Annotated in this window: 14 protein-coding genes and 1 pseudogene; 5 read left to right on the plus strand and 10 right to left on the minus strand. The window is 74.0% G+C overall.

Translation table 11 applies throughout. The features are described 5' to 3' along the window. Positions 1-82: 82 nt before the first annotated feature. Both AB0L74_RS26340 and AB0L74_RS26345 read right to left on the minus strand, forming a co-directional pair. Positions 83-1,294 carry a Xaa-Pro peptidase family protein gene (locus AB0L74_RS26340; protein WP_365657221.1) on the minus strand — a complete coding sequence of 404 codons (1,212 nt, stop codon included), beginning with the start codon at positions 1,292-1,294 and terminating at the stop codon, positions 83-85. Positions 1,295-1,528: 234 nt separating this feature from the next. Beyond that, on the minus strand, positions 1,529-2,524 hold the full coding sequence (locus AB0L74_RS26345; protein ID WP_365657224.1) for an AraC family transcriptional regulator: 996 nt from the start codon (positions 2,522-2,524) through the stop codon (positions 1,529-1,531). A gap of 80 nt (positions 2,525-2,604) precedes the next feature. Between AB0L74_RS26345 and AB0L74_RS26350 the strand changes: the two genes are divergently transcribed. The 3 genes from AB0L74_RS26350 to AB0L74_RS26360 all read left to right on the plus strand — a co-directional run bounded on the left by AB0L74_RS26350 (position 2,605) and on the right by AB0L74_RS26360 (position 5,576). After that, the gene (locus tag AB0L74_RS26350; protein ID WP_365657228.1) at positions 2,605-3,450 is read left to right on the plus strand and encodes an SDR family oxidoreductase; all 846 of its coding nucleotides are present in this window, start codon (positions 2,605-2,607) and stop codon (positions 3,448-3,450) included. Positions 3,451-3,554: 104 nt separating this feature from the next. After that, complete coding sequence (locus tag AB0L74_RS26355; protein ID WP_365657231.1) at positions 3,555-3,851, plus strand: hypothetical protein; 297 nt, start codon at positions 3,555-3,557, stop codon at positions 3,849-3,851. Positions 3,852-4,283: 432 nt separating this feature from the next. Further along, positions 4,284-5,576 (plus strand): hypothetical protein, encoded by a 1,293-nt coding sequence (locus tag AB0L74_RS26360; RefSeq protein ID WP_365657234.1) that lies wholly within the window; start codon positions 4,284-4,286, stop codon positions 5,574-5,576. Positions 5,577-5,580: 4 nt separating this feature from the next. Here AB0L74_RS26360 and AB0L74_RS26365 read toward each other — a convergent pair. Next, positions 5,581-6,090 (minus strand): annotated as a pseudogene (locus AB0L74_RS26365) (aspartate 4-decarboxylase); the annotation flags it as partial. 231 nt (positions 6,091-6,321) lie between these two features. On the opposite strand from AB0L74_RS26365, the gene AB0L74_RS26370 reads away from it, so the two are divergent. After that, complete coding sequence (locus AB0L74_RS26370; RefSeq protein WP_365657238.1) at positions 6,322-7,530, plus strand: S8 family peptidase; 1,209 nt, start codon at positions 6,322-6,324, stop codon at positions 7,528-7,530. A gap of 153 nt (positions 7,531-7,683) precedes the next feature. Next, positions 7,684-8,988: a sulfite oxidase gene (locus AB0L74_RS26375; RefSeq protein ID WP_365657241.1), complete on the plus strand. Its 1,305-nt coding sequence runs from the start codon at positions 7,684-7,686 to the stop codon at positions 8,986-8,988. 20 nt (positions 8,989-9,008) lie between these two features. Here the strand turns inward: AB0L74_RS26375 and AB0L74_RS26380 are convergent, their stop codons facing one another. The 7 genes from AB0L74_RS26380 to AB0L74_RS26410 all read right to left on the minus strand — a co-directional run bounded on the left by AB0L74_RS26380 (position 9,009) and on the right by AB0L74_RS26410 (position 18,973). After that, positions 9,009-11,228 carry an SWIM zinc finger family protein gene (locus tag AB0L74_RS26380; RefSeq protein ID WP_365657244.1) on the minus strand — a complete coding sequence of 740 codons (2,220 nt, stop codon included), beginning with the start codon at positions 11,226-11,228 and terminating at the stop codon, positions 9,009-9,011. Next, positions 11,225-14,071 carry a DEAD/DEAH box helicase gene (locus AB0L74_RS26385; RefSeq protein ID WP_365657247.1) on the minus strand — a complete coding sequence of 949 codons (2,847 nt, stop codon included), beginning with the start codon at positions 14,069-14,071 and terminating at the stop codon, positions 11,225-11,227. The genes AB0L74_RS26380 and AB0L74_RS26385 overlap by 4 nt, the downstream gene beginning before the upstream one ends. A 220-nt stretch (positions 14,072-14,291) precedes the next feature. Beyond that, positions 14,292-14,873, minus strand: a complete 582-nt coding sequence (locus AB0L74_RS26390) for a sugar kinase (protein WP_365657250.1) — start codon at positions 14,871-14,873, stop codon at positions 14,292-14,294. After that, positions 14,870-16,018, minus strand: a complete 1,149-nt coding sequence (locus AB0L74_RS26395) for an ROK family glucokinase (protein ID WP_365657253.1) — start codon at positions 16,016-16,018, stop codon at positions 14,870-14,872. The genes AB0L74_RS26390 and AB0L74_RS26395 overlap by 4 nt, the downstream gene beginning before the upstream one ends. 113 nt (positions 16,019-16,131) lie before the next feature. Next, a complete protein-coding gene (locus AB0L74_RS26400) occupies positions 16,132-16,923 on the minus strand; it encodes an ATP-binding cassette domain-containing protein (RefSeq protein ID WP_365657256.1) in 792 nt (263 codons plus the stop codon). Then, positions 16,920-17,972, minus strand: coding sequence for an ABC transporter permease (locus AB0L74_RS26405; protein ID WP_365657259.1), 1,053 nt, complete (start codon positions 17,970-17,972; stop codon positions 16,920-16,922). Before AB0L74_RS26405 ends, AB0L74_RS26400 begins: the two co-directional genes overlap by 4 nt. Further along, positions 17,969-18,973 (minus strand): sugar ABC transporter substrate-binding protein, encoded by a 1,005-nt coding sequence (locus AB0L74_RS26410; protein WP_365657262.1) that lies wholly within the window; start codon positions 18,971-18,973, stop codon positions 17,969-17,971. Before AB0L74_RS26410 ends, AB0L74_RS26405 begins: the two co-directional genes overlap by 4 nt. Positions 18,974-19,147 lie beyond the last annotated feature (174 nt).

A 19,147-nucleotide genomic window follows, 5' to 3' on the forward strand; every position in this document is an offset into this window, starting at 1 on the left:
CCTCGGAGCGGGGCGGAACCGGCCGGGCGCTGCCGCGGCCCCGGTCGACGGCGAGCGAGGGTGGTCGCCCGATCCGACGTGGTCAGCCCACCACTGCCAGCTCGTACGGCAGCCGGTGGAGCACCTCGTGGCCGTCATCGGTCACCACCAACAGGTCTTCGATCATGATGGCGCCGGTGTCCGAGGAGTACGAGGGGGTCTCCACCGCGAGCACCATGCCGGGCAGCAGCGGCCGTTCCTCGTCGGCGCTGAGGTAGGGCGGTTCCTCGTGGAAGGTGTCGATCCCCACCGAGTGGCCGTAGTGGCCGCGGGTGAAGGAGGGGTAACCGCCCGCGCGGATGTGCCGCTGCGCGGCCTGGAACACCTCGCGGGCGGCGACGCCGGGACGGATGACGGACCGAGCGGCCTGGTGGGCGCCGAGCAGGACGTCGTAAAGACGCCGCGCGGCGGGCTGGACGGCGCGGTAGGCGAAGGTGCGTCCGCCGTCGCCGCGGTAGCCGCCTACGGTGACACCGCAGTCGAACTTGATGAGGGCGCCGTCCGCGAGACCGGGACCGGTCCCGGTCGAGGGGCCGACGGCGGGCAGCACCCACTGGTCGCTGTGGCCGGCGTAGCGGGGATCGCCCATGGCGGCCGCCAGGACGCCCCGCTGGTAGCGGTGGCGCAGATCGACGGCTGTGAGGCCGGGACGCAGGTCGCGGACGGCGAAGCTCATGCCCGCTTCGGACAGTTCCGTGGCCCGCCGCAGCCTCTCGATCTCGAAGTCGTACTTCACACTGCGCAGTCCATACAGGTCCTCTGTCATGTCTTCCCAGGTCAGCTGGGGGGCGAAGGCGGCGACCCGGCGTACGGTGTCGTGCAGGACGTACCGCAGATCCGTGCCGATCCGGGCGCTGAGCAGGCCGCGGTCCGCCAGGACGGAGTACAGCAGCGCGTCCTGCTCGGCGACGTCGTACTGGGCCGGACGGCCGCCGGGTGCGGCGGCGGACGAAGGGTCGGCCAGGTCGCGGGCGTCACGCAGCTCCACCCACACCCGGAACGGCCGGACATCCTCGAATCCGGATTCCTCACGGGCCTGCACCGCTTCGAAGTCGCTGACCACCAAGGCGGGCGGCTGGGCGGGGTCGGCCGGGATGACGGCGAGGACCGTGCCCAGCATCCTCCACCACTCCATCAGGAAGAAGCTCTGGAAGCCCGTCGTATAGAAGACGTTGGAAGGCGTGTAGGCGATGTAGGCGTCCAAGCCCCGGTCCTGCGACCGTTTACGGACGGCCTCGATGATCTGTGCGCGCATGCGTCGTCCTCGGGGAGTCGGGCGAAGGAGGAGGGGCGAAGCAGGGGTGGCGAGCGTTCGCCGTCGTGCGGCGACGGGGCGCACACCCGGAATCGGCCACACCATGCCACTTGCGTCCCGCCAAGTCCCTCATTTCATGAACGAGTGCGGCTTAGTCACTCACACGTCGGACATTTCGGCACGCCGTTCACCGTCAGCGGCACCGGCGACGGCTCCGACGGCCTCACCGGGCGCTCACGCCGGCCGGCCGCCTGCCCCGCGGGCCGTCCGCCGGCCGGGGGGCGGGTCCTGTCCGGTTCGCGGCCCTGGTTCCGCGTTCCGGTGATCACTGGGCCGGGTGCCGCGCAGCCGCTTGAACGCCACGCTCAGCGCGAAGGCGTTGGCGTATCCCACCTTCCTCGCGATCGCGTCCACCGTGTGGTCGGTCTTCCGCAGCAGGTCCGCGGCCACGTCGATCCGCCAGCTCGCGAGGTAGGCCATCGGCGGTTCGCCGACCAGCGCGGTGAACCGCCGGGCGAGCGTGGCCCGCGACACCCCCGCCCCGGCCGCCAGGTCCGCCACCGTCCACGGGCGGGCGGGCGCGTCGTGCAGCAGCCGCAGCGCGGCACCGGCGACCGGGTCGCCCAGCGCGCGGCACCAGGCCGGTGCATCGGCATCCGGATCGTCGAACCAGCTGCGCAGGGCGGAGACCAGCATCAGATCGAGCAGGCGGTCCAGCACCAGTTGCCGTCCCGGCCGGTCCCGGGCGATCTCCTCGGCCACCATCTCCGTCGATGGGCGAAGACGGCCCTCGGCCGGCACCACCAGCACGGCGGGCAGGGCCCGCAGCAGTCGTTCGCTGAGTTCCCCCCGTCGTTCGAAGGCCCCGCTGAGCAGTACGGCGGCTCCGTCGGCCGGTGTGCCGCAGGTCCGGGCCGGCCCGGACGCGTGCTCGACGCCCCCGGCTCCGGGGCAGTAGTCGGTGTCGGTCACCACCAGCGAGGGTGTGCTCGCGGGGTCGTCAGCCACCGTGTAGGGCGCGTCGCCGCGGACGACGGCGATGTCGCCGGTCTCGAGGGGCACCGGTGCGCGCTGGTCGAGAACGATCCAGGCCCGGCCGCGCAGCATCGTGGCCAGCGTCAGCGGGGCGCCGCTGGCCATCCGCAGGGCCCAGGGCGGTTGCATGATCGTCTGCCGGAAGACGGCACCGCGCGCCCGCACGTCGGCCAACAGCTCCGATACGGCGTCCATGCCGACAGCGTAGACGCACGGACATCGAGCGGAGCCGATCAGACATGGAGCGTCTCGACGCCGGCCGGTTGACTGGGGCCATGACTGAACATCCCATCCTTGTCACCGGGGCGACCGGCAAGTCCGGCCGCCGCGTCGTCAGCCGGCTGCGGGCCAGGGGGCTGCCGGTCAGGGCGGCTTCCCGCAACGGCGAGCACGTCTTCGACTGGGCCGACCGCGGCTCCTGGGACGCCGCTTTGGAGGGCGTGCGCTCCGTCTACATCGTGCAACTGGACGGCACGAAGCTGGTGCGCCCGTTCGTCGAGCGAGCCGTGCGGCACGGGGTGCGGCGGCTCGTGCTGGCCTCGGGGCGCGGGATCGACGATCCGGACTACGCGAAGGACGGCGGCGGCGTGCTGGAGGGCATCCGCGACAGCGAGGCCGCTGTGCGGGAGAGCGGCCTGGAGTGGACGATCAGCAGGCCGGGCTGGTTCGCGCAGAACTTCAGCGAGGGCTTCTTCGCCGACGCCATCCGCGCCGGTGAGCTGCGGCTGCCCGCTGGTGACGGGGCTGCCAGCTTCGTCGACGCCGAGGACATCGCCGCGGTGGTGGTCGCCGCGCTGACCGACGACCGGCACGCGGGCCGGATCTACGAGCTGTCCGGCCCCCGGGCGGTGACGCTCGCCGAGGCCGTCGCCACCATCTCCGAGGCCACCGGCCGTGACATCCGCTACGTCCCGCTCTCCGTCGAGGACTACGTCGCGGAACTCGTTCAGCGGGGTGTGCCGCTCGCGGACGCCCGGGCCTTCGCGGACGTCATCGAGCCACTCGCCAAGGGCACGGACGCGTACGTCTCCGACGGCGTGCGGCGGGCCCTTGGCCGCCCGCCGCGGACCTTCGCCGAGTTCGCCGCGTCCACGGCCGCCGCGGGTGGCTGGCCGGCCTGAGCTCGGTACGTCGTCGTTCCGCGGCAGGCCGACGGCAGCGCGGGCGAGCCCGAGGTGGCCCGGGGCGAGCCCGCGTTGTCAGTGGCGGCTGGAAAGCTGGGGTGATGAACGGCGATGAGCAGCTGCTGCGCGGCCGGGTCTACGGCCGCGATCACGACGACCAGTACCCGGGCCCGCTTCCGCACCGGACGTACGCGGCGCTGACCGGCGGGCCGCTGGACGGGCTGCTGCTGGACATCACCGGGTGGCGGACCGAGGAAGTCGACGACGGCGCGGCCCTCTCCACCGAGCTGTCACGGTGGCCCGGCGGCCGCGCCCTGTACGAACCGCGCCCCGGCGAGCCGCGCACACCCGGCCCGGGTGTGCTGTGCCGCTTCCACTATTGCGGCGACGCCCCCTGACCACAGGACCGCCCGCGGCCCTGGCCGCGGGGCCGCCCATGGGCCGGCCGCCCCCGGCCGCCCCTACCCGTTGTCCTTGATCTCCTTCATGGTCAGGTGGGACTCCAGGCGGAGTACGGCGTGCAGGCCGCTGAGCCCCCGCTGACCACCCCCATCGGCGCCCCGCTCCGGACGGACACGGAGATGGCGTGCGGCGCGTCGCCGCGGCGACCGGGGTGACCGGCGGGGCCGGGGGCAGCCGCCTTCCGGAGGGTGCCGGGCGAGGCCCCCGGCCGGGCGATACGCGTGTCTGCCGCTCGTCCCGATGTGACCGACCTCGGTACGGATAACGGCGATCTCAGACCAGTTGTCCGATCCCTCCACGCGGACAGCCCCGCCTGGGGCAGCATACGCACCGAAGGCGATCAGTTACTCACCGCGACGAAATGGGGGATGATGGCCCGCCAGCCGAACCCGGACCTCAGCAACACCCTGGCGATGCTCCACACCGCCGTCATGCACACGGACAAGAACATCCGGGACGAGCTCGACAAGAGCGTGGAGAAGCTGGAGTCGGCCGGCCGGGCCGCCCACGAGAAGACGGCCAAGGAGGTCGTCGACGAGCTCGGCCGGATGCGCACCAACTTCCGCGACGTCTACAACAGGCTGAACTCCGACGGCGACACGCTCAGCAGCCAGGTGAGCGACGTCGTCGCCCAGTTGCGCACCGAACTGCGGGAGATCCGCGTCACGCTGGCAGACCTCACCCCGCCCGCACCGTCCCCGCTCACCCCCTCGCCCTCCCCCGCCTCGGCCCTCCAGCAGATGTCCGGCACCGGGGGCGAGCACACCGGTCTCGCCCCTGCGCCGGCCGCCACCGCCACCGACGAACCGCCCGCGGAGACCGCCCCCGCCGCGATCCCGGCGCAGCGCGCAGCCGATCAGGACTCCTCCCCCGGCCCGGCGCTGTCGGTCGAAGCGGTCCGTCAGGCCGTCCGCGAGATCCTCGCCGAGGAACTAGCGCCCGTGCTCACCGCGCTCACCTCCCCGGACAGCGGCAGCGACGACCCGGCCGGCGACCAGCGGGCCGTCGCGGACCAGATGCGCACGGCGGCCGAGGAGATCAAGGAGGAGCTCGGCACCGCCCTGGAGGAAGCCCGCGCCGGACTCGTCTGTCTGCAACGGCACGTCGCGGATCTGCGCGCCGACGTGGCGGAGCTGCGGACCCGGCCCGACGCCACCGCCGGGACCGCGTCCGCCGGCGTGAGCGCGGAGCACAGCGCCCTGCTCAAGACGGCGGCCCGCGTCTCCTCCGCCGGCCTGCTGTGCCACCGCGACATCTGGGAGTTCGTCACCGCCCGCGCCGGACGGCACCCGCACTTCCGGGTACCGCCGCAGGTCGCCGACGAGGGGGACCAGCGGATCCGCGCCGCGCTGTCCGGCCGCTCCCTGATCGCCTTGCTGATCAGCCTGCACTCCACCCGGTACACGGCCAGTGACGGCGACGGCGACCGGGAGCTCGCCGCCACCCTGTACGAGCGGATCGAGGAGAGTCTGACCGGCCTCACCCCCAGCGGCGAACCGGTCACCATCACCCTCGACGACCGCACCGTCCCCCCGCCGGACACCCCGGCCGCGGAGAACGGCACCGGCAGCGGCCCCGAGGGGGAGGGCACCGGCGCCCCGCCGGCCTCCACGGACCAGGACTCGGACCCCGGCGGGGAAGCCGGCCCCTCCGCCGCCTGAGCGGTCACGGCCGCCCCGGCGCGGTCGACCGCCATTCGGCGGCGTAGTCGTCGAAGACGCGCCGCAGATGGTGACCGATCTTGAGGTAGTCGAGGTCGTCGAGGTGGGCGAGGGAGACACGGACCGACCACTCGGGCCCGTCGAAGCCGCCGCCGTCGAGCAGGACGACGCCGGTCTGCTCGGCGAGCCGGAAGAGGGGGTCGATGGGCTCGTAGGTCTCGAGATAGGTGGCGAGGTCGTCGCCGTGCACGCGCCGCGCCTCGGCGAGCAGGTCGAGTTCGACGTGGTGGCCGGCCCGGCCGGGGTCGTCGGCGATCTTCATACGGGCGCCTTCGAGGAGCAGGTCGAGGCGCTGCCGGACGAGGGCACGGACGCGCTCTTTGTACGCCTGGCCCTCCGGCAGGAGGCCGAAGAGGGAGAACAGGCTCATCATGACCTGCTGGGGCAGGGAGAGCCCGGCGGTGTGGTTGAGGGCGACCTGGCGGGAGTCGGCGACGAGCCGGTCGATGAACCGACGCCGGGGGACCGCGCCGGGTTTCCGAGGACCCGCCGTATGTCGTGCTCATGACGGCTTTGTTGACAGGTGTTCAACTCCCTTGTCCGGCCGGGGAGTCATGGGTGAATGTTGAGCGCAGCCCGGAGCGGAACGCAACGCTCCCGAGCGGGGGGTGTGCGATCACGCGCACCCGCCCCCACAGACGCGCGCCCCACCCAGGCGCGCCGCCTAGAGGAGGATTCCCTCGTAATGGCACGACTGCGTAGCAAGAGAATACGGTTGGCCGCGATCGCCGGTGTCGCGGCGGCCGCCCTGGCCGGTGGGCTCACCTCGACTCCCGCCCAGGCCGCTCCCGCCGAGGGCGAGGTACTCGCCGCCGGCTCCCCTACGGCGGTCAAGGACAGCTACATCGTGACGCTGAAGAAGGGCGCCGGGTTCAAGGCGTCCTCGGCCGCGGGCAAGAGCCTGGTCAAGCGGTACGGCGGCAGCGTGCGGGCGACGTTCGGCAGCGCGCTGAACGGCTACACCACCACCCTTTCCGCCGCCGAGGCCAGGCGCCTGGCGGCCGACCCCGCGGTCGCCTCCGTCGAGCAGGACCAGCGGGTGAGCATCGCCGACGCCACGCAGTCCAACGCGCCGTGGGGCCTGGACCGCATCGACCAGACCTCGCTGCCGCTGTCCGGTACCTACACCTACCCGGACAGCGCGGGCAGCGGTGTCACCGCCTATGTCATCGACACCGGCGTCCGCATCACGCACCAGCAGATCAGCGGTCGTGCCAGCTACGGGTACGACGCCGTGGACGGCGACACCACCGCCTCCGACGGCAACGGCCACGGCACCCACGTGGCCACCACCATCGCCGGATCCACCTACGGCGTGGCCAAGAAGGCGAAGATCGTCGCCGTACGGGTGCTGGACAACAACGGGTCCGGGACCACCGCCGGGGTCATCGCCGGCATCGACTGGGTCACCAGGAACCACTCCGGTCCCTCGGTCGCCAACCTCTCGCTCGGCGGCGGTGCGTCCGCCACCCTGGACACGGCCGTGCGCAACTCGATCGCGAGCGGCGTGACCTACGCGGTCGCCGCGGGCAACAGCAACGCCAACGCCTCCTCCTACTCCCCGGCCCGGGTCGCCGAGGCCATCACCGTGGGCGCCACGACCAGCGCGGACGCCCGGGCGAGCTACTCCAACTACGGGTCGGTGCTGGACATCTTCGCCCCCGGCTCGTCGATCACGGCCGGCTGGCACACCAGCGACACGTCGACCAACACCATCTCCGGCACCTCGATGGCGACCCCGCACGTCGCCGGAGCGGCAGCGGTCTACCTGGCCGGCCACGCCTCCGCCGCCCCGGCCCAGGTCGCCTCGGCCCTGGTGAGCGGTGCGACCACCGGCAAGGTGACCGGCCCGGGCTCGGGTTCGCCGAACCGGCTGCTGAGGCTCGTGCCGTGACCCCCGGGTCCTCGGCCCGCCGGTGATCCTGTACTCGCCGTATCCGGACCACGGTGCCTCGGAGGCCGGCCTGCCCGCCCGCCTCCGAGGCACTCCGGTGTCCCCGGAAGAGACGCACCCCCCGTGAGACCGCCCGTGAAAGGCAGGCCGCCCATGCGTTCCCCGGAATCCGCCTACGACCGCCGCCGGCTGCGCCAGTGGCTGGCCGGTGAGGCCCGAGCCGCCGGGGTCTCGCGGCGTACCATGCTCCGGCTGCTCACCACGGCCGGTCTCGCCGGTTCCGTGCCCCTGCCGCTCGGCGCCCCCGCCGCCGCGGGCCCGGGGAGCGCGGCCGGTTCCGCGGGCGCGGCGGACGCGCCCGGTGCGGCGGACGCGCCCGGTATCGTCAAGCCCTTGCCCGGCGCGTGGTTCACGGTCCGCGGGACCAACGCCGAGACCCGGTTCGCCTCGCTCGCCGAGACCGGCTACCACACTCCCAACGAGCGCTTCTTCGTACGCAATCACACGGCGACCCCGGTACTGACCGCCGACGACTGGTCACTCACCGTCTGGGGCGACGGCCTCTCGCACGGCCGCCCCGTCGAGTTCACCCTGGACGACCTGAAGCGGCTGCCCGCCGTCACCCGCAGCGCGTTCGTCGAGTGCGCCGGCAACGGCCGCGGCCTCTTCGCGGCCCAGCAGGGCCAGAGCGTCAGCGGCACCGCCTGGACGCTCGGGGCGATCGGCGCCGCCCGCTGGCGCGGCGTCCGCCTCGCCGACGTGCTCCGCCGCGCCGGACTCGGTCCTGGGGCCGTGGACGTGATGCCCCGCGGTCTGGACGCCGACTACCTCACCGCCGACGGCACGAACCTCGGCCGGGTCCGCAGGCCGCTGCCCTTGTCCAAGGCGCTGGACGACGTCCTGCTCGTGCACGAGATGAACGGCGAGCCGCTGCCGCACGACCACGGGCACCCGGTGCGCGTGCTCGTACCGTCCTGGATCGGCATCGCCTCCATCAAATGGGTCGGCGACATCCAGGTGTCCGCGCGGCCGCTGTACTCGCCCTGGAACACCGACCTCTACCGCCTGTTCGGCGACTCCCATCCGGCACAGGGCAGTGAACCGCTGACCCGACAGACGATCAAGAGCGCCTGGGAGCTCGACTGGGACGCCGGTCTGCGGGCGGGGACCGAGCACCGGCTGACCGGCCGGTCCTGGTCCGGCACGGGGGGTGTGGTCCGTGTCGAGGTCAGCACCGACGGCGGCGGCACCTGGCGCCCGGCCCGGATGCACGACACACCCCGCCGCGACGGCTGGGTCCGGTGGTCGGTCCTCTGGCGGCCGCCGGCGCCGGGTCCGTACACCCTGCTGGCCAGAGCGACGGACAGCGGTGGCCGCACCCAGCCGGACACCACGGTCCACAACACCCAGGGCTATCTGTTCGACGCGGTCGTACGGCACCCGGTGCGAGCCGTGTGAGAGAGGCCGGCCGACGGGTGTCAGGAGTCGCCGGGGACGCCGAGGCCCGTCAGGGCGCCGACCGGGTCGAGGTCGGGGGTGCCGCGGGGCCACCAGTCGTCATGGCCCGGTTCCGACTCGTAGGCGTACCACAGGCCGTCACGGCCCAGGCGGAGCTGTATGTGGCCGTGCGGGTGGGTGAGGCGGTTGCGCCAGGGCCGGAAGGCGGGGAGGTCGGCGGCGAGCAGGAGGGGCCGGGCCCGGTCGAAGCGGCCGGCCGGCGGGTCCCAGGGCGCTTCGAGGACGGTGAGGCCCTCCAGGCCGCCCTGTCGCCAGGCGGCCACCGCGCGCGCCAGGTCGGCCGTGGTGCGGCCGGTGGCCGCGGCGAGGGAGGCGTACAGGGCCCGGGTGGCGGCGGTGAGACCGGAGCCGGGGCGGGCCGCGGCGAGGCGGACGGCGTCCTGCCACAGCGTCAGCTCACCCACCGGGTCTCGGCCCGTGGTGAGCAGCGTGTGCGCCCGGGCGGCGGCGTCGGTGGCCAGCTGGTCCAGCGCGAAGGGATCCGGTCCACCGGGCGCCGCCGGGTAGACGGGAGGCTGTTCGGGGTGCGGGGGCGCGGGCAACGGCGGCGGCAGCGGCGGAAGCCGACGAGGCGCCAGCGCGTCGCTCGCGCGTATGCCGGGCAGCGGTGCCGGCTGCCCGGACCGGGCGGCGCGGGCCGCTCGGGCGGCGCTCAGCCGGGACAGGGCGTCGATCAGCTCGCGTTCGCCGCGTCCGCGCAGCAGGAGCAGCACGAAGGGGTCGGCGTCCAGCAGTCGTGCCGTCTGGTAGCAGAGGGCGGCGGCGTGCTTGCAGGGATGGCCGGAGTCGGGGCAGTTGCAGCGCGGAACGAGGTCGCCGGGGCCGGGCAGGAGGGGGACGCCGCAGTCCGCGAGGGAATGGGGCAGTTCCTTGTCGAGGAGGGCGGCGATGTGTCCGGGCCGTTCGGCGGCGGTGTCCAGGAACCGCTCCCACCCGGCGTCGTCGAGGGTGCGCAGCCGCACCTGCACCCGGTACGGGCGCGGCCGGCTGCCCCGTACATACGCCAGTACGAGCCCGGGGGTCACGGTGATCGCGTCGACGTGCCCCCGCTCCGCGTATCCGCGTCCCCGCGCGAGCCGTTCGGCGTCCAGCGCCCCTTCCTCCAGCGCGGCGACCCACGCGTTGCCCCACCAGGTCTCGGCGAACGCCCCGTCGGGCGTCGTGCGGGTGGGGAGGGCCGGGAAGGTGCGCCGGTGCTCGCCGTCGCGCCCGGGGGCGGCCATGGAGCGGGGAGCCCGGGGTGCGGCGGGTGGCGCGGGGTGGTCTCGGCGTGCCTGTTCCGGGTCGGCGTGGTGCCTCACGGCCGGGGGCGCCGAGGGCGGGCCGGCCGACTGCGGACGGGACGGCTCCGGTGGGCGGGAGGCGCCGGGCCGGGGGGCCGGGGGCGGCTCGGGGATACCGGTGAGGTCGTTGCTCCCGGGGAGGGCGGACGGCTCGGAGGGATCGGCGGCGGGGGCGGGCGTCTCCGCGGCGGGGCCGGTGCCGGCCGGCAGCCGGAACGCGTCCGCGAGCAGCTCCCGTACCGCGCGGGCCCGGACGGCGGCCTCGCTGGGGGCGGACGGTGCGGGGCGCGGCGGGCGCGAGGCGCTCCCGGCGTCCTCGGCCGCGTCGGCGGTCCGTGCCTGCCGCGCGTCGAGGGCCGCCCGCAGGGCTTCGCGCGCGGCGTCCCCGGGGCGGGCTCCGGCTCGGTCGTCTCGGGAGCGCCGGTCCGCCCGGGCGGGGTCGGGTACGGCGCCGGACGGGCGCGGGTCCCGTGGCGGGACGGCGTCCGGCTCCGCCTCCGGGGTGTTCGCGGAGGCGTCAAGCGTGACCGTGCCACCGGCGGCCGCGCCCGCGGCCGGTGAGTCCTCGGCGCCCCGTGGCACGGCGTGCCGCAGGGACGCCGCCTGCCGCAGCGCCGCGCGGGCCGCGTCGGCCGGACGGGGGCCGGGGTGGGCCGGTGCCGCACCGGCGGGAGCCGCCGCGTCGCCGGGTGGGACGGGGTCGCCGGCCGCCCCCGCGTCGGCGGCGTCCGAGGGGTCCTCCGGGTGTGCGGCACCGGCGGCGGCCGGGGTCTGCTCCGCCGCCGGGTGCCGCGGGGGCCCGGCGTCGGCCGCCGGGGGCCGCCCCGGCGTGGTCTCCAGCCGCTCCCGTGCGGCCCGCAGGGCGCGGCGGGCCTCGTCGGCGGGTCCGGGCGTCATGACGGCCTCCGCAGGGACACCAGGTCGGACAGCTCACGGTCCGTCAGTTCGGTGAGGGCGGACTCGCCGGAGCCGAGGATCGCGTCGGCCAGGGCCCGCTTGGACTCCAGCATCTCGGCGATGCGGTCCTCGACGGTGCCCTCGGTGATCAGGCGGTGGACCTGGACGGGCTGGGTCTGGCCGATGCGGTAGGCGCGGTCGGTGGCCTGCTCCTCGACGGCCGGGTTCCACCAGCGGTCGAAGTGGACGACGTGGCCCGCGCGGGTGAGGTTCAGGCCGGTGCCGGCCGCCTTCAGGGAGAGCACGAGCACCGGGTTCTGCCCGGCCTGGAAGCGGTCCACCATGCGCTCCCGCTCCGGCACGGGCGTGCCGCCGTGCAGCAGGTCCACCGGGACCGCGCGGGCGGCCAGGTGGGAGGTGATGAGCCGGGCCATGCCGACGTACTGGGTGAAGACCAGCGCCGAGCCGTCCTCCGCGAGCAGGGTGTCCAGCAGTTCGTCGAGGAGGGCGAGTTTGCCGGAGCGGGCGGCCTGCCGGTCGCCCGCTTGCGACGGGTGCTCCTCCTTCAGGAAGAGCGCCGGGTGGTCGCAGATCTGCTTCAGGGAGGTGAGCAGCTTGAGCACCAGTCCCCGGCGGGCCATCCCCTGCGCGGTCTCGATGGCCAGCATCGACTCGCGCACCACCGCCTCGTACAGCGCGGCCTGCTCGCGGGTCAGCGGGACGGGGTGGTCGGTCTCGGTCTTCGGCGGCAGCTCGGGGACGATGCCGGGGTCGGACTTGCGGCGGCGCAGGAGGAAGGGGCGGACCAGGCGGGCCAGGCGCCGCACCGCCTCGGCGTCCTCGCCGTTCTCCGCCGCGCGCGCGTGCCGGGCGCGGAAGGACTTGAGGGGGCCGAGGAGCCCGGGGGTGGTCCAGTCGAGCAGGGCCCACAACTCGGAGAGGTTGTTCTCCACCGGGGTGCCGGTGAGGGCCACGCGGGCCGGGGAGGGGATGGTGCGCAAAGCCTTCGCCGTGGCCGAGTAGGGGTTCTTCACGTGCTGCGCCTCGTCGGCGACGACCATGCCCCAGGGCCGCCCGGCCAGTTCCGGTGCCGCCGACCGCATGGTGCCGTAGGTGGTGAGGACGAAGCCGCCGGTCAGGCCGTCCAGGGTGCGGTCGGGGCCGTGGAAGCGGCGCACGGGGACGCCGGGGGCGAACCGGTGGATCTCCCGCTGCCAGTTGCCGAGCAGCGAGGCCGGGCAGACCACGAGCGTGGGCTCGCCGCGCGCCCGCTTCAGGTGCAGGGCGATGACGGTGACCGTCTTGCCCAGGCCCATGTCGTCGGCGAGGCAGCCGCCGAGGCCCAGGGAGGTCATGAGGTCGAGCCAGGCCAGGCCCTTGAGCTGGTAGTCGCGGAGGGTGGCGTGCAGGCCGGGCGGCGGCTCGGCCGGGCGCACCCCCGCGGTGATCCGGTCGCGCAGCGCGGCCAGGGCGCCCACGGGCACCGCCTCGACCGTCTCGCCGTCGGCCTCGGCGGTGCCGGTGAGCGCGGCGGACAGCGCGTCGACGGGGTCGAGCAGGCCCAGCTCCCGCTTGCGGGCCCGGCGGACGAGGGCCGGGTCGACCAGGACCCAGCGGTCCCGCAGCCGTACGACGGGCCGGTGGGCCTCTGCGAGCGTGTCCATCTCGGCCTCGGTCAGCGGATCGCCGCCGAGGGCGAGCTGCCAGCGGAACCGCAGCAGCTCTCCGCTCTCGAAGAACCCGGTGCCGTCGGTCGCCGAGCCCGGGGCGGGCGTGACCACCGCCGTCGCGGTCAGGTCCTGGGCGAGGTCGCGCGGCCAGTGCACGGCGACGCCGGCCGCGGCGAGCCGGGTGGCCGCCACTCCCAGCAGGTCGCCGAGCTCCTCCTCGGACAGGGCGAGGATGTCGGGGACGTCCTGCTGGGCGAGCCGGTCCAGCGGCGGCCAGACCCGGGCCGCCCGGCGCACCGCGAGGGCGGCGTCCACGCGTGCGCGCGGCCCGAAGGCCGCGTCCGCCGCTCCCGCCCACAGGTCGGCGGCGTCGGTCACCAGGGTGGGGTCGGCGAGGCTGTGCACCTGGACGATCGCGGCACCGGCGCCGCGCACGCCGCTGTCGTCGCCGCGGTCGAACAGGTCGTACGCCGACAGGTCCAGGCGGAGCGAGATCCGCACGCCGGCGTCCATGCCGGCGGCGACCTCCGCGGCCCAGTCGTGGGCCCCGGGCAGGTGCTGGGGGTCCTGCCCGGCGAAGGGCCCGCCCGAGACGTGCGGCGCGGCCGGGGTGCGGGGCAGGGTGTCCGCGACGGCGTCCAGGAAGGAGCGCATCAGCGCTTCCGGCTCGGGCAGGCGGATCGGTCCCGGGCCCTCCAGCGGCACCGCGTGTCCCTCCGGGGGCAGGGCGGCGGCCACCGCGCGCAGGTGCGCGAGGTCGTCCGGCTCCAGCGGCCCGGCACGCCAGGCGTCGTGGCCCGTCGCCGTCAGGCCGGGCAGGAGCCGGCCGCGCGCGGTGAGCCGCAGGGCGTGCAGGGCGGCGGCGCCCCAGCAGGCGGTGGCGGGGTGGGCGGCCGGGGTGTGGCGGGCGCGGACCAGCAGGGGCAGGGCCTCGGCGAGCGGGAGCGCCCGCGCGGGCGCGGTCCCGCGCCGCACACCGGTGCCGTGCCGCCGTACGACGGTGAGCTCCGTATCGTGGGCGGGCAGGTCACCGCCCTCGGGATCCCAGAAGGCGACGCGGCCCTGGCGCGGGAGGGGTGCGGGCAGGAACACGGCGGCGAGCCGGAGGGGGACGTCCGGGGCGGACTCCCCCGGCGCCCGCGCGGGCGCCGGTGGCGCGGCCCTGTCGCTCATACGTCCTGTCACCTCCCGCCCGTGTGTCCGACCAGATGTCTTCGACTGTACGGGCGGGGTCTGACAATCGGCCCCGGAGGCCGGTCCGGAGGACGGCCGGGCGTCGGCGGGACACCCCGGGGCCGGGACAACGGGACCACCGCGGGATGCCCCGCCCGAACCTCTGAACGTTGGGCCCCGGCCTCCGGCTCCACGCGGGAGCCCGGCCCGGGCCCGGGGGTCAGGGAACCGTGCGGGAGACGACGTACACCATCGGGCGGTCCGGGTCGGCCGTGTTGACGACTATGTCGTGGGTGGGGGCGGGGTTCTCCTGCTCGTGGACGAGGCCCTGCCAGGGGCCGGGCCCGGTGAAGTCCCAGCCGGTGATCCGCTGGTCGCGGGCGCTGATGGTGACGGCGTCCCGCTCCAGGTCGCCCCGGTGGACGCCCACGCCCGCGAGGAAGGCGTCCAGTCCGGCGCCGGTGGTCTCGAACTGGACGTACAGACGGCTGGTCTTCCAGTTGTTCGTCTCGTAGTACGCGACCTTGGCGGCGGGGTGCGGGACCGGCACCTGGTAGAGGCGGCGCTGGAGCTTCGACGGCCAGCCCGTGGTGAGGCCGGTCGCGGAGTACTTCTCCTCCTTGTCCCGGCCGCTGTCGCGGCTCTGGTTGGCGGAGATCACCAGGTATCCGGCCGGGATGCCGATGAGCAGCACGATGATGAGCAGCGTCAGGGCCCGGCGGCGGATCACCCGGCGGCGCTCCCCGGCGGGCCCGCCGGGGCCCTCCGGTGAGCCGGCCTGGTGCGGCAGGTCACCGGTCACGACGCCTCCCGGGCCGACCGGCGGGCCTCCGCGTACTTCTCGTAGCGCTCGTGCCGCTCCACCCGGCGGCGCTTGGCCCGGCGGAAGCGGCGGGCGACCAGGCGGGCCAGGTCGGCGGCGCCGACCATGCCGGCCTCGGGGCCGAGCTGGGCCCGGACGATGCGGGCCTCGGGGCGGTAGCCGCGGCCGGTGAGCTGGCGCTTGAAGGCATCGCGCGCCGGGCCGATCAGCAGGTCGTCGGCGGCGCTGACCCCGCCGCCGATCACGAAGCAGGAAGGGTCGAGGGCGGCGGCGAGGTTGGCGATGCCGACGCCGAGCCACTGCCCGATGTCCTGGAGCAGCTCGATGCACATGGCGTCGCCCTCGCGCGCCAGCTCGGTGATCATCGGGCCGGTGATGTCGGGGATCTGCCCCTTGACGTGCTCGATGATCCCGTACGCCACCGGCGAGTCGGCGGCGGCCAGCTCGCGGGCCTCCCGGACCAGGGCGTTGCCGGAGCTGTACTGCTCCCAGCAGCCGCGGTTGCCGCACGGGCAGCGGTGGCCGCCGGGGACGACCTGCATATGGCCGAACTCGCCGGCGACGCCGTACTTGCCGCGCTTGACCTGCCCGTCCTCCAGGATCGCGCCGCCGATGCCGGTACCGAGCGTGATCATGACGAGGTGGTCCTCGCCGCGGCCGGCGCCGAAGCGCCACTCCGCCCAGGCGGCGGTGTTGGCGTCGTTGTCGACCAGGACCGGCACCGAGAGCCGGCCGGAGAGGCGGTCCCGGAGGGGTTCGTTGCGCCAGGACAGGTGGGGGGCGAACAGCACGCGGTTGCGGTCGGCGTCGACCCAGCCGGCCGCGCCGATGCCGACCGCGTGCACGTCGTGCCGGTCGGACAGGTCCAGGACCAGCTCGACGATGGTGTCCTCGACGACCTGGGGGCTCTTGGACTTGTCCGGGGTCTCGGTGCGCAGCTTCTCCAGGATGTTGCCGTCGGCGTCGACGACGCCCGCCATCACCTTGGTGCCGCCGATGTCGATGCCGACGGTGGGCACGCGGGGCGCCGTCAGGTGCGAGCGGCGCTCCCGGGTGCCCACCGTGCGCAGCACGGTGGCCCGGCGGGAGCCGATGGGGGCGGTGAGGTCGCGGTAGGTGCTCATCGGGGCCGATTCTGCCGTACGCTCACGCTGCGTGTCGTACGGGGAGCGACGGGGCGGTGCGCGCCATGCCGCCCGCGCGGGCGGCGCGCCGGATGGCACCGCTGCCTTCGTCCCTAGGGCCGCTGCAACTCGTGGCGGAGGTCGTCCAGTTCGTTGCCGCCCGCCATCTGGCGGGTCAGCTCGTCGAGGGTGATCTCGTCCCGTGTGTAGTTGCCCACCATCGTCCCCCGCTTCAGCAGCACGAACCGGTCGCCGACCAGATACGCGTGGTGCGGGTTGTGGGTGATGAGCACCACGCCGAGGCCCTGGTCGCGGGCGGCCGCCACGTACTTCAGCACGACGCCGGACTGCTTCACGCCGAGCGCCGCCGTGGGCTCGTCCAGGACCAGCACCTTCGCGCCGAAGTACACCGCGCGGGCGATCGCCACGCACTGGCGCTCGCCGCCGGACAGGGTGCCGATGGGCTGGTCCACGTCGCGCAGGTCGATGCCCATGCGGAGGAGCTCGGCGCGGGTGGTCTCGCGCATCAGGTCGACGTCCAGGCGCTTGAACGGCCCGCTTCCCTTGCGCGGCTCGGAGCCGAGGAAGAAGTTCCGCCACACCGGCATGAGCGGGACGACGGCCAGGTCCTGGTAGACGGTGGCGATGCCGCGGTCCAGGGCCTCGCGCGGGGAGGACAGGCGGGTCTCCTCCCCCTCGACGGCCAGCGTGCCGCCGTCGTGCTGGTGCAGCCCGGCGATGATCTTGATGAGCGTCGACTTCCCGGCGCCGTTGTCGCCCAGCACACAGGTGATCTCGCCGGCGTGGACTTCCAGCGAGACCCCTTCGAGGGCGCGGACGTTGCCGTAGTGCTTGCCGACGCCGGACAGCTCGACGAGCGCCGTACGCGGTGCGGTCTGCGTCACTTGGTGGCCTCCGCGCGCTTGCGGACCCAGGCGTTGAGCAGGGTCGCGAGGAGCAGCATGGCTCCGAGGAAGAACTTGAACCAGTCCGGGTTCCACTCGGCGAAGACGATGCCCTTGCTGGTCATGCCGAACAGCAGCGCGCCGACCGCCGAGCCGATGGCGCTGCCGTAGCCGCCGGTGATCAGGCAGCCGCCGATGACGGCGGCGATGATGTAGATCAGCTCGTTGCCGACGCCCTCGCCGGACTGCACGACGTCGTACGAGAAGAGCAGGTGCTGGCCGGCGACCCAGGCGCCGAAGGCCACGCCCATGTAGAGACCGATCTTGGTCTTGTGCACGGGGACGCCGACGGCGCGGGCCGCGTCCTTGTTGCCGCCGACCGCGAAGATCCAGTTGCCCGCGCGGGTGCGCAGCAGGATCCAGCTGGCGACGGCGACCAGCGCGAGCCACCACACGATGGTGATCTTGATGTCGACGCCGCCGACGGTGAGCGTCGAGGCGAAGACCTCGCGGGCGGAGGGGAAGCCCTCCATGTCGGCGATGGTCTTGGTGGAGACGGTCCCGTCGATCAGCTTGGTGAAGCCGAGGTTCATGCCGGTCAGCATCAGGAAGGTGCCGAGCGTGATGATGAAGCTCGGCAGTCTCGTCCGGGTCAGCATGAAGCCGTTGAAGGCGCCGATCGCCAGGGTGACCAGCAGGGACACCCCGACGCCGACCCAGACGTTCGCGGTCATCTGGTAGCTGAACATCGACGACACCAGCGCCGACGTGGTCACCATGACACCGGCGGACAGGTCGAACTCCCCGCCGATCATCAGCAGCGCGACGGGCACGGCCATGATGCCGATGGTGGAGGCGGCGTACAGCACCGTGCTGAGGCTGGAGGCGCGCAGGAAGCTGTCGGCGGCCAGGGCGAAGAACACGAACACCGCGAGGGCGCCGACCACCGAGCCGAGCTCGGGACGGCCCAGCAGCTTGCGCAGCGGCGAGGTCCGCAGCGTCCTCTCGTCCTTCGCGCCGGAGGTCTTCGCGTCGGTGGTGGCGCTCATCGCGTCCCCCGCCTGGTGAAGTCCGCCAGCGCGTCGGCGTCGTCCTTGGTGATGATCTGCGGGCCGGTCAGCACCGGCCGGCCGCCACCGAGGACGTCGGCGTTGTACTTGTACAGCCACAGCAGGTCGACCGCCTCGTAGCCCTGGAGGTAGGGCTGCTGGTCGACGGCGAAGCCGAGGGTGCCGTCCTTCAGCCCGGCGGCCACCTTGGCGTTCAGGTCGAAGGTGTCGATCTCGGCGTCGCTGTTCGCGCCCTGCTTGGCCTTCACGGCGGTGTCGGCGTAGGGGGCGCCGAGCGTGACCACGGTGTCGATGGACTTGTCCGTCTGGAGCTTGGCCTCGATGGCGGACTGCACGTCCGGCATGCTGGTGCCGTTGACGTACAGCCGCTGGACGGTGCCGTCGAAGGTCTTCTCCACGCCGTCGCAGCGCTGCTCGTGGCCGACGTTGCCCTGCTCGTGCAGGACGCAGACCGCCTTCTTCCGCTTCCGCTCGTTCAGCTGCTCGCCGACCGCCTCACCGGCGATCGTCTCGTCCTGGCCGATGTGGGTGAGCGCGCCGAACTCCTTGGACTCGGCCGAGCCGGAGTTCACGGTGATCACCGGGATGCCCGCCTTGCGGGCGCGGGCCACGGCGGCCTTCATCGCGTCCGGCTTGGCGAGTGTGACGATGATCCCGTCGACCTTCTTGTCGACGGCCGCGTCCACGAGCTGCGCCTGCTGCTGCGCCTCGTCGTCGTGCGAGTACAGGAAGTTGATGTTGTCCTTGACGGCGGCCTGCTCGGCGCCGCTCTGGACGATGTCCCAGAACGTGTCGCCATCACCGGAGTGGGTGATCATCGCGAAGGTCCAGCGCGGTGTGTTCACCGCCGCCTTGCCCTGGGCCGCCGCGGCCTTGCGGGCGTCCTCGGCGCGCTTGCCGCCGGTGCTGCTGCATCCGGCGAGCGACAACGACAGCGCTCCTGCCACCGCGATGCCTACCCAGGTCCGAAACCGTGCCACGAGGCCGTGCCCTTCTTGCCGTGCTCTGTCGTAGGTGGGGCCGGTTCTCCGACCGGCCGCAAACGCCCCATTGTCGGACATGGGCCTTGGGCACCACGCCTCCGGGGAGCATACGCCAGTCACTTTGTCATGACATCATGACTATTGCGTCGGCGGTCCGGGCGGGCTCCCGGC

The sequence above is a fragment of the Streptomyces sp. NPDC052020 genome (genome assembly GCF_040680575.1).
GTDB lineage: Bacteria > Actinomycetota > Actinomycetes > Streptomycetales > Streptomycetaceae > Streptomyces.